An 8,637-nucleotide genomic window follows, 5' to 3' on the forward strand; every position below is an offset into this window, starting at 1 on the left:
TGGCTACCGGCAAATGGCGTTCACTTCTCCCCGGAAATTAACAGGTGGGTATTACTGACTAGAACAAATCCAGCGCACTTGATCCTTATGACGTCAAGCGCTTTACCAGTCTGGTGCAGATCCGCCAAAGCCAACTAGCTAGGCTCTCAAGCCATCCCCACACGCCACTTCGAGCAACTACCCAAAGCAGAGCTAGCCCCCCGCACCAATACGGCAGGCTAGTCATCGAAACACCCCAATAGGCTTTTCCCCAGTCATTCAGCGCGCTTCCGATTGCTCCAAGCAGAATGACTCCGATCATATAGAACAATAGGCCCGGGGTATTTGCCTGGAAACTCGCGAATGCCGTGAAATCTTGAATTGGCTCGCCTTCAGAGCCTTCTCGCCAATGATAAATCATCAGTCGCGATAGGAGCCGCTCCTCTTCGGCAGCATCGCGTGCGGCGATTTCACGCCCGCGCAAATAGGAAGACCACAGCTTTGCCTCAAGCCTGCGAACCTTCCGGAGAGGGGCGTGCTGCGTTACCAGAGCGTGGCCAAGCTCGCGGATCAGAAAGTAATGGACACGAACGATAGTGAATGCGTTCGCGGAGGCACGTTTGGCAATGGAATGCGGGAAGCTTCGCTGCTCGTTCAATCTTAGCTCCGTCAATTCCAGACGTTGTGACGAACTCACAAATACCTTCTCCTGACCAATGATCTCTTGGGTAAACAGCGATTTGGATTTACCTGTTAGGTGTAGCCGAAGCCGAACATATTGCGGCCCCGATCCTGCCGCTCGCAAGCGCTTGCAGATAGTCTCGGTGAATGTAATCGTGGAGCCAGGCCCTTTTAGCCCGTCCTCGACCGGCTCTAGTACAAGATCCTCGCCGACCTTCACTTTGTGGACAGTTACGAACGATTCACCGTTAGCAGTAGTTTCGTATCCAAGATCCGTCTTTCTTCCTATCTCGACGACCATATTGAAGACCGCGTCCAGCGTCTGCCCATAGGCCATAACGTCGCTCAGATCCTGAAACTGATCGAGTTGAAGTGCCACCGGAAAATACAGATAAATCCGCTTGACCAATTCGATGTTCGACAATCGAAGACCGATGTCGAGGAAGTTGGTCCTTGACGGGTTGTCGCGCCAAAGATTGAAGTGAATTTCTAGGCTTGGGTGCAGTGGCTCGGCGTCAATTGGCGGAGACGAATGAACATTCTCTTCCGGCTCATACCAAATAGCCAAGGTGCCATTCATTCGTATCAGACCCTTCAACTCGCATGGCTCAATTGACAATAAGATTCTTATCGACTTAGCCAACCTATAGTATAAATGAAAATCGAACGCCACTGTAACTTCAAGATCGACTCGGGTTGTCTGGTGATGCCCACCACATTCAGGAAAGCATCGCGGTCGAGGCGCTTCACGAATGCGGGATTGTCGGTTAACTTAGCGATATTTAGTGGCCTTCTGTCGGCATAGCATTCCATACGCGAAGGAAGATCCTAATTACTAGGTCGAACACGATAGAGCGGGCTCGCACCGTCAATCTTCCGGAGATATTCTTCGTAGGATATTATCTCTGGGTTACCCATATCGATTGCAAACTCCTCGCCAAATACTGCCATTACAAAAACCAGCAATCGTTTCTCGGTATAGACGAAATCATATTCGTGTAGCACCTCGAAGGTATCTGCCTTTTCGCGAAACCGGCGGTCAAACCGATAGAGATGACGACGGTGGAATTGCCACTGCTTTGGCTTCTCTCCAATGCGAACAAATCTACGCAAAGGGTCCAGACTCTCATTGGAGAGCAATTCTTCACGCCAACCTTGGACCTGCATGACTCTCAGCGCAAGCGCTTCGATCGCAACCTTTCCAATGAAACGAGACATTAGATATGGAACAATTTGATTCTTGCGAGGAATGGGCACAAGGAGAGTGCCTTGGGGCCGCTCAACCATGGAACGCCTAAACTCACCCGTTCGACCGCCATCTCTCGGCTCGACGAAAATCGCTCCTGGATCCATCCACACGTGCACTGGCATTTTCAAATGGGGCACGAAGCCGCTCATCGGTGGAATACGGCCCCGCTTATTTTCGATCGCCATCAAGCTGCGCAGATGGCGAAAATATTCCGTCTCAAGGAGCGGACCCTCAATCTTACGCGCAAAATAGTTATTGCAGCGGTCACACACGACACCAGGGGGCAGCGTGTGCTCGATGTTCCCAAGTGATTCGGGGATAATGTGCTCGACTGAGCGGGAGTTCGTCGCGTCACCGCGACAAAATATGCATTGATTGAAGGTCGTTGTCCCCAAAATGTGACGTGGAATTCCTAGATAATCACCGTAGGCCCCACTGCCACTGCACGCAACGAGAATATTCCTTGCAGGGAATGTCTCTTGAAGGTAGCACTTCGCAACACGGAGCGCATTGCATGGGCAAACTGGCAGGTAAAATCATTCAGGCTACGGTAGCAACTGGACCGCGCCAGGATCACTCCGCGGGTGTCGATCTGCGTCGGCTTCGCCTTCTAGCGGGACTGACGCAGGCCGAAATGGCAGCCCGAATGAACGTCCAGCAAGCTGCCATCTCAAAAGTAGAAAAAGGTGGTGAGGTCCACTTATCCACGGTCCAACGTTACGTGGAAGCACTTGGGGCATCGTTGCGCGTAGACGCCGTCTTTCCCGCAGATGCCCGCCTCGTTCTGCGCGTAAAGGAGACTTTCGAGATTGAGTACGGCAATGACGACCAGCTCGTGTTTCCGCTCTTGGCGGATGAGCCGTTTCGTCCTCAACGAGATGTTGTGCTTTCCATTCGGCCGCAATATTCTGACAAGATTATGGACGGGCGCAAAACCGTCGAGCTTCGCCGGCGATTTCCGATTTCAGCTCCTGGCGGGACTTTGGCCTACATTTATTCGACCTCGCCGATTAGAGCGATGGTCGGAGTAGCAGAAATCAAGGACGTGCTGAAACTGCCGGTAAAGCAAATTTGGGCCGAGTTTGAAGACAGAGCATTTGTCGATCAAAATGATTTCGATAATTATTTTCAGGGTTTGGAGTTTGGATTCGCGCTGCTCTTTGAAGACGTGAAGCCGTTCTCCCGCCCCGTTCCGCTCACAGAACTTCGTGAGAAGTTTGGTTTCGAGCCACCTCAATCATTCCTCTACGCAAGCCGCAATCTGCGAAAGGCCCTAAGAGATGAGGCAACAGTCGTATCTCATTGATACGAACATTCTGATCGGCCTGGAAGACTACCGCGCTGTCGAAGCGGCATATGCTAAATTCTCAAGTCTCGCTTCGGCCCACAAGATCACCATATTCGTCCACGAGGCCGCCCGCGACGACATTTCACGCGACAAAAACTCGGAACGTTGCCGAATATCTCTTAGCAAAATTGCAAAATACCGGATTTTGGGCAAGCAACGCGGCTTGAGCCAAGCCGATCTTGAAGCCGAATTCGGCCCTTTGAAGCGGCCCAATGACATAGTTGATGCCACTCTCCTCCATGCCTTGAAGGGTAACGCGGCCGATTTCCTTGTCACCCAAGACAAAGGCCTTCACGAGCGTGCATTCAATCACTCGGCTGAGCTTGGCCGACGTGTCCTGTTCGTGGTCGACGCCGTCGATCTTCTCACGCAAACATATGAGCCAAAACAGGTCCCTATCAGGCATGTTGCGGAGGTCGAAGCTCATACGATCAACCACAAAGATGCCTTTTTCAACAGCCTCCGCGAGGGGTATCCAGAGTTCGACGATTGGTGGCGCGAGAAGTGTGTCCGCCAGCATCGCCCTTGTTGGGTCGTTTACGATGATGATCAACTTGCCGGTCTGATTGTCCGAAAGGACGAGACTTCAACCGACACAGATGCGGTGACAAAAGTCAGCAAAATTCTAAAAATTTGCACCTTCAAAGTGGCGCCCGACAAGCGAGGCGTCAAACTCGGTGAGCTGCTTTTGAAGCAGGTCCTTTGGTATGCCCAGCGCAATGGATACGACCTGACGTATCTGACGACATACGAAGACCAGGCGGCGCTGATGAACCTCTTGGAATTTTACGGCTTTAACCATGCCGGCTCGAAAACTAACGGTGAACTCATTTACGAGCGGGCATTTTCTCCTGCAAAGCTAATCGACGATCCTTCAATTTCGGTCTTCGAAGCCGCCAGAAGAAACTACCCTCGCTTTCGCGTGAACGATCAGGTTCGAGGTTTCGGAATCCCTATCAAGGAAGACTATCACGACACCCTTTATCCCGATCTATGGAAGCCTAGGCAGCCGGATTTTTTCGTAGGCGCTTCTCGCGCCGACCGTCCTACGCGGCCAGGTAACACGATCCGGAAAGTCTACCTATGCCGAGCGCCGTCAAATCTCGGCGACGCGGGCTCTCTGCTGTTCTTTTACAAGGGCGCATCGAAGGAGCGTCCTTCCCAGGCAATGACGACGCTAGGAATTTTGGAGAGCGTTACATTGGCATACTCTACCAGGGAATTGATGCAATTGACGGGCGGCCGGTCGGTCTACAGCGAGCAGCAACTTGAACGGTGGCAGGCAACGAAGGCCAAGCCGGTTAAAGTCATCAACTACCTTTTGGCCGCCTATATCGATCCCGTGGTCGGGCTAGATGAATTAAGAGCGCTGGGTATTGTGAACGGTAACCCTCAGCAGTCGATCTATGAAATTCGGCGTGACATTCTCCCGCGGCTACTCAATCGTGCCAATCTAGAGTTTGAGGTATGAAGCAAAATAGGGTGGCGTCATAAGCGATCCTGGGAGCCTCAATGATCTGCGCTTCTGGATTCAATGTGCCATTGTGAATACGCTTCTGCATATGCACGAGATACACCGCTACGATCTCCGGCAAAAGGAATGTCTGGTCGAGCATTGGTAGGCGCTCACACTGGTTGCTTGCGCTCCACTAACAATATGCTGCCATTCCCCTTTCGCCCCTTTCCGACATTGCTTTGCTAAGGAAGGACTGTAATCGGCGGCGACAAACGTGCTTTTCGACCGCCGTCAGTCGCTATTTTTTCGCCCCGCTCTGGTGTGCCAGGAGACAGGATCAGCAACCCACCGATTGATGTCTGATTCCCGCCATCCCGCACCGTTGATGCTGATCTTAATCTGAACCGGGAACGTGCCTTCGGCGATCTTGCGGTACATCGTTGAGCGGGACAGACCGGTCCGTGCGAGAACAGTCCGAAGGCGAATGATACGATCCGATTCAGTCATGGCTGCCTTGCCTTGCGGTGAGAGAATTTGGCACCTGCTGGAACCACACAGGACAAGCCAAGGCTCGCATGCAATCAGATTTGTCATCTCATCGATCTTGGGCGTGGAGACGGCGGCAAATCGGAGGGTTTAGATCCCTATGCCGCGTCCTCTGCCAATGCCATGGCTGAACGCGAGTTCCGCGCCCAGGCGCCGACCGGATTCGACCTGGATGCCAAGCGCCTTCTTATGATTGGCGAGTAGCGATTCCAGTTGCGGATCGCGCTCGAGACTCTTGACCATGTCGGACATGGCCGAGCGCGTTGACCTATAGCCGGACATGTCGCCGGCCTGGTATTGGCGCTGGCTCGTCCTTTTCAGCTTTTGCCAGTCTTCCACGAAACGGCCGGCCCGGCGACCTGGATCGGTGCGAATTTCGGTTTCAAGCTGGAGGGCAAGCACGATTCGATTGGCGCGGCCGCCCGCCGCTTCACGAACTAGTTCCGGGTTCTTGACATAGGCCGCTTCGGCATCGCGCCAGCCATACGGCCGAACCTTCTCGAAAGCGTTGCGCGCATCTCTCAATTCGCGCATTTGGTCAGGATTGACCTGCCCGTCCGCATTCCCAGTGCGCAGGATCGCGTCGAGCGCACGCGCGTGACGCACAAGTGCCTTCGTGCGAGCGCTGCGCAACGCTGCTTCCTGGTCCACCGGCACATTGATGTCGCGCTGCGCTCCCCTGGCAGAAGCTTCTCGTTTAGGCGTCGGGCGGCCATCTTCGCTTTGCGCTCCAACATTCTCCCTTCCCGGACCGCGCCCACGGTCCTGGCCCGGCTCGGCGTCTGCACGCGAGCGCAACCCGTCCAGCAGCCCGCCGATCCTCTCGCGCAGCTTCTCCGGAACGATCCGGCGCACGATCTCGACCACGCGCTCGCGGAAGGTGATGCCGCGCAGCTCGGCATAGCTTTGCGCCGGGTCGATCTGCTCGTAGTCCGACGCCATGTCCTTGGCGCGGTCGCGTGACAGCGTGCGGACGAGCTGCTCGCGGGTCGCGAAGTCGTCGCTGCCATAGTGCAGCGCCGTTCCGTCTCGATGCCGCGACAGGGCAACGTAGCTGCCGTGTGCATCCATCCCTGGTGTCGCCAGCACATGCGTACGATCGACAGTCATGCCCTGGGCCTTGTGAATGGTTGCGGCATAGCCGTGGTCGATGTGGGTATAGTCTTTCAGGTCAAAGCGCACAGACCTGCCGTCGTCGGTGCGTACGGCCATGCTCTGTGTGCTGACCTCTCCGATCACACCGAGCGTGCCGTTCTTGACCCCGAGCGACCGCTCGTTGCGCAGGAACATGACGCGATCGCCACTTGCGAAGTTCCTTGCACCGCGGTCCACATCCACGTGAACCTCGTCGCCGAGATCCCCAGCAGCACGCATGCGCTCGCGCGCTGCCTTGTTGAGCGCGCGCACTTCGTCGTTCGTGTGGGTGAGAATGATCCGGCTTGCTTCAGGCTCTGTCTGCCTGTCGCGATCCCAGCGCTCGACAAGTTCGCTGCGCGCTTCGTCGCGCGTCGCAGCCTGGTGCACCAACCCTCTGTCGTCGTAGGCGCTGATCGCGGCGCCGATTCGGCTGGTCGCTAGATCGCGCGTGGCGACACGCTGCCAGTCGTAGCGCTGCCGGCGCACCTGGCCGATTTCGACGCCGCCGTAGCGGTCGTGGATGGAACGGAATGCAGCACCTGCCTCGATCGCCTGTAACTGCTGCGGATCGCCGACCAATACGACCTTCGCGCCAACGTCCGCGGCATGGGAGAGCACGCGCTCCAACTGGCGCGTGCCGACCATGCCGGCCTCGTCGATCACCAGCACATCGCGTGCGGTGAGCAGATCGCGGCCCTGTCCCCAGCTATGTTCCATACTGGCGATGGTGCGCGACAGAATCCCTGAACCGCTTTCGAGATTCTCGGCAGCAATGCCGGAGAGTGCCGCACCGCGAAGCTCGTAGCCTGCTGCTGCCCATGCCTGGCGCGCGACACCCAACATCGCGCTCTTGCCCGTGCCGGCAAAACCGACGACGACACCAAGACCGCGGCTGTCGGTGATGTGATCCAGTGCATCGCTCTGCTCGCCTGACAGAACCAGGCCGCGCTGCTTGGCATGCGCCAAAGCCGTCGCACGATCCCGGTCACTCACCGCATGACGTTCCTCTCCGGCCATACTTTCTGCCGCACGATGCAGGCGCTGTTCCGTCTCGATCATTTGCCGGGTGGTGAAGCGATCGTCGCCGCGCCCGTCCTTGCCGAGTTCGACCAGGTCGGGCGCGTTGCTGATCGCACCCATCACCATGTCGAACTGCTCGATTCCGTCGCTGTGCCGATGAGCGAACTTGGCGATGTCCTTTCGGGTGAAGGTCGATTGCTGATGCGTGATCGCATCAAGCGCCACAGATGGATCCGCAACGATCCGAGCGCCATTGTTGCGCGCGATCTCGCGGTGCAGTTCGGCGCGATCTGCTTCTAAACCGGCAGTGTCGAGGCCACCGTCCTCGATGCGTTGGGCCGGTGCACCAATCTGGGTCTGCGGCTCCAAAGCAACGCCCTGCGCTTCCAGACTGCGATGATCGATACGGGCGTCGATGTCGAGTTCGGCCAAGCGCTCATTGGCAAGCTCCGCCCATCGCTCGCGCCAGCGCTCGACCAGCTCGGTGCTGTTCCAGTCGCGAACCTTCGCCCCGAAACCGTTCTCATCGACCGACCGCATGGTGAGCATGACATGGGCATGCGGCTTAGGACTGCCATCTTCTGCCCTGTCCCAATGCACGTTGAGATCGGCGATCATGCCTTGGCTGACAAACTCGGCCCGAACAAAGTCGCGCGCCAGTTCGATGCCTTGCGCCTGGCTGAGTTCGCGCGGCAGGGCAAACTCCACCTCACGGGCAAGCTGCGCATCCTTCCTGACCTCGAAGTCTTCGACATCGTTCCAAAGCCGTTCGCGGTCGCTCCAGGCCTCCGGCGCGTTCTCGGGTAGCACGACCTCGGAATGGACAACGCCGCGCTTGGCCGAGAAGTCATGAGTGCGTTCGATCCGCTCATCGCGCAACCGCGAGGCCGAGCGATAGGCGGCGGATGCCACCGCACTCGAGCCTGCCTTACGGCCAATGATCTTGACGTGAAGATGATAGATCGCCATCGCGACAGCATCATTTGCACGTCAAAGCACACGTCGGCACGACGTATAAGCGCGCCCTCCCTCGAAAAAATCTCGGGATGGACCAGCCCGTCCCGGGCTGTCTCTGTAACCCTGAAGCCTTCCGGCAGACGCTCCCCTATCATCCTCCCGATCGACAACCGAAGGAGGCAACCATGCGCAAACGACGTGACTTCGACGCCGAACTTCACGCCCTGGAAGAAAAGGCGCGAGAGCTCAAAATGCGAAAGGTGC

The 8,637-nt window shown here is 56.5% G+C and carries 6 protein-coding genes and 1 pseudogene; 3 read left to right on the top strand and 4 right to left on the bottom strand.

Features of this window, described 5'->3' with window-relative positions:
- Positions 1-85: 85 nt before the first annotated feature.
- Positions 86-1,240: a hypothetical protein gene (locus EOA49_RS12500; protein ID WP_127240153.1), complete on the bottom strand. Its 1,155-nt coding sequence runs from the start codon at positions 1,238-1,240 to the stop codon at positions 86-88.
- 248 nt (positions 1,241-1,488) lie between these two features.
- Positions 1,489-2,304, bottom strand: a complete 816-nt coding sequence (locus EOA49_RS12505) for an HNH endonuclease (RefSeq protein WP_164746715.1) — start codon at positions 2,302-2,304, stop codon at positions 1,489-1,491.
- Between the two features lie 119 nt (positions 2,305-2,423).
- Here EOA49_RS12505 and EOA49_RS12510 point away from each other — a divergent pair, with 119 nt between their 5' ends.
- Positions 2,424-3,215 (top strand): helix-turn-helix domain-containing protein, encoded by a 792-nt coding sequence (locus EOA49_RS12510; RefSeq protein ID WP_127240151.1) that lies wholly within the window; start codon positions 2,424-2,426, stop codon positions 3,213-3,215.
- Entirely contained in the window at positions 3,190-4,728 is a 1,539-nt protein-coding gene (locus tag EOA49_RS12515; RefSeq protein ID WP_127240150.1) for a GNAT family N-acetyltransferase, read from the top strand. Before EOA49_RS12510 ends, EOA49_RS12515 begins: the two co-directional genes overlap by 26 nt.
- Before the next feature lie 276 nt (positions 4,729-5,004).
- Here EOA49_RS12515 and EOA49_RS12520 read toward each other — a convergent pair whose 3' ends face one another.
- A complete protein-coding gene (locus EOA49_RS12520; RefSeq protein ID WP_127240149.1) occupies positions 5,005-5,220 on the bottom strand; it encodes an AlpA family phage regulatory protein in 216 nt (71 codons plus the stop codon).
- A gap of 129 nt (positions 5,221-5,349) precedes the next feature.
- Positions 5,350-8,385 carry a Ti-type conjugative transfer relaxase TraA gene (traA, locus tag EOA49_RS12525; protein ID WP_127243176.1) on the bottom strand — a complete coding sequence of 1,012 codons (3,036 nt, stop codon included), beginning with the start codon at positions 8,383-8,385 and terminating at the stop codon, positions 5,350-5,352.
- Between the two features lie 173 nt (positions 8,386-8,558).
- Here traA and EOA49_RS33410 point away from each other — a divergent pair.
- Positions 8,559-8,637 (top strand): annotated as a pseudogene (locus EOA49_RS33410) (conjugal transfer protein TraD); the annotation flags it as partial.

Origin of the sequence: Mesorhizobium sp. M1A.F.Ca.IN.020.04.1.1 (assembly GCF_003997315.1) — a bacterium.
GTDB lineage: Bacteria > Pseudomonadota > Alphaproteobacteria > Rhizobiales > Rhizobiaceae > Mesorhizobium.